This is a genomic window from Acidimicrobiales bacterium (genome assembly GCA_036270875.1).
Classification (GTDB): Bacteria; Actinomycetota; Acidimicrobiia; order Acidimicrobiales; family AC-9; genus AC-9.
Genome location: DATBBR010000008.1, coordinates 1 through 1,552, shown reverse-complemented (window position 1 = coordinate 1,552; position 1,552 = coordinate 1). Strand labels below are relative to the sequence as shown.

General features: G+C 69.7%; 2 protein-coding genes. Both read left to right on the top strand.

Annotation, left to right across the window (positions count from 1 at the left end):
* On the top strand, positions 1 to 471 hold a 471-nt coding region (locus VH112_00785), incomplete at its 5' end, for an ATP-binding cassette domain-containing protein (GenBank protein HEX4538754.1).
* Positions 468 to 1,451 carry a hypothetical protein gene (locus VH112_00780; GenBank protein HEX4538753.1) on the top strand — a complete coding sequence of 328 codons (984 nt, stop codon included), beginning with the start codon at positions 468 to 470 and terminating at the stop codon, positions 1,449 to 1,451. The genes VH112_00785 and VH112_00780, both read left to right, overlap by 4 nt.
* Positions 1,452 to 1,552: the final 101 nt, after the last annotated feature.

The following is a 1,552-nucleotide window of genomic DNA, read 5'->3' as shown; positions in this document are numbered from 1 at the left end:
GGGCGGGCCATCTTCACCGATATGACGGTCGAGGAGAACCTCGAGATGCAAGGCCTTCCGCTCCGCCGGCAGCGAGCGGTCTATATGGAGCGAAGAGAACGAGCTCTCACCACGTTCCCCGCGCTGGCGCGGTCGCTCAAGCGGCAGGCCGGACGCCTGTCGGGTGGCGAGCAACAGCAGCTGGCGGTGGCCAAGGCGCTGCTGCTCGAACCGCAGCTCCTGTGCGTCGACGAGCTCTCGCTCGGGCTGGCTCCGGTGGTCGTCGGGGAGTTGCTCGAGATCGTGCACCAGCTCAACCAGAACGGCATCACAACCGTCCTGGTGGAACAGAGCCTCAACATCGCCTGCAGGCTCTGTGAGCGGGCGATCTTCATCGAAAAGGGCGAGGTGCGCTTCGAAGGCCCCACGGCGGAACTCTTGGAGCGCAACGACATAGCGAGGGCGGTCTTCTTCGGAGACGGTGACCCATGAGGCGCCGCGGCGCGACCCTGTTGTTCGCCACCACATTGTCGGCGTACGCCGCAGTGGCAGGGTGGGGGATGCATCCGGCGGGGGCGGCGGCACCCGACCAGCAGGGATGGTGGACGGCCCTCAACCCGGGCAGCCTCCCCCAGCTGGGACAATCCGTTCCGGCGCCGACCCAACCCGGCGTCCCCGCCAAGGGACTGCTCATCGAAGGGCCGGGGGGCCCAGCCGCGGGAGGGACCGCCTCCAGGGCTCCGGCCGGGGGGAAGTCGAGCGCTCCCCTCGCCTACGCCGGGCTCGTCTATGACCTCCCCACCGGGGCGACGGCGACCACCCTCACGCTCACAGTGGCGGCGAACTCTGCCTCGACGCCGACGGCAAAGCTCGAGCTGTGCCCTTTGGTCAAGCCGGACCTGAACCCCGAGCAGGGAGGTCCCAGCGCGGACGCACCTCCCTACGACTGCACCCACAACGTCAGTGCCGGGCCGAATTCGGTGGGAAAGACCTACCAGTTCCAAGTGTCGAACCTCGTCACGAACGGATCCCTGGGCGTGGCCATCCTTCCGAGCAGCCCGACGGATCGGGTGGTCCTCGACCAACCAGACGACCAGTCGCTGGCCGAGCAGGCAGCGGCCGCCGGCTCAGGGGCCCAGGCGCCGAGTTCCTCGTCGGGGACAACGCCGGACTCGCCCGCGGGGACGTCGATCCCCGAGGCCCTGCCGACGGTCGGGATCTCGCCCGACCTTGGCCCGCCGGCTCCAACGGTCGGGAGCCCGACGGCGCCGGCGGCCTCGGCCCCGGGCACGACGCCAGCCCGGTCCGCCGGCGCCATCCCGGTGCTCGGATCGCTCGCCGGCGACAACGCGTCGCCGCTGACCGTGGCGCTCGTCATGGCGGGCTTGTTGGGTGGCGCCACCTTATGGTTCGTGGCGGGCAGGAGGCGGTCTGCCGAAGATGAGGTCGCTGAGGTCGCGATCACCCACTGACGGCACCTGACGCTGGTCGAAGGGAGCGAACCCGCTGGTCACGGGGGTGTGCGGGTCTTCCCGCAACCTCTAACATCATGATCCGCAGCATGCACGGGAGG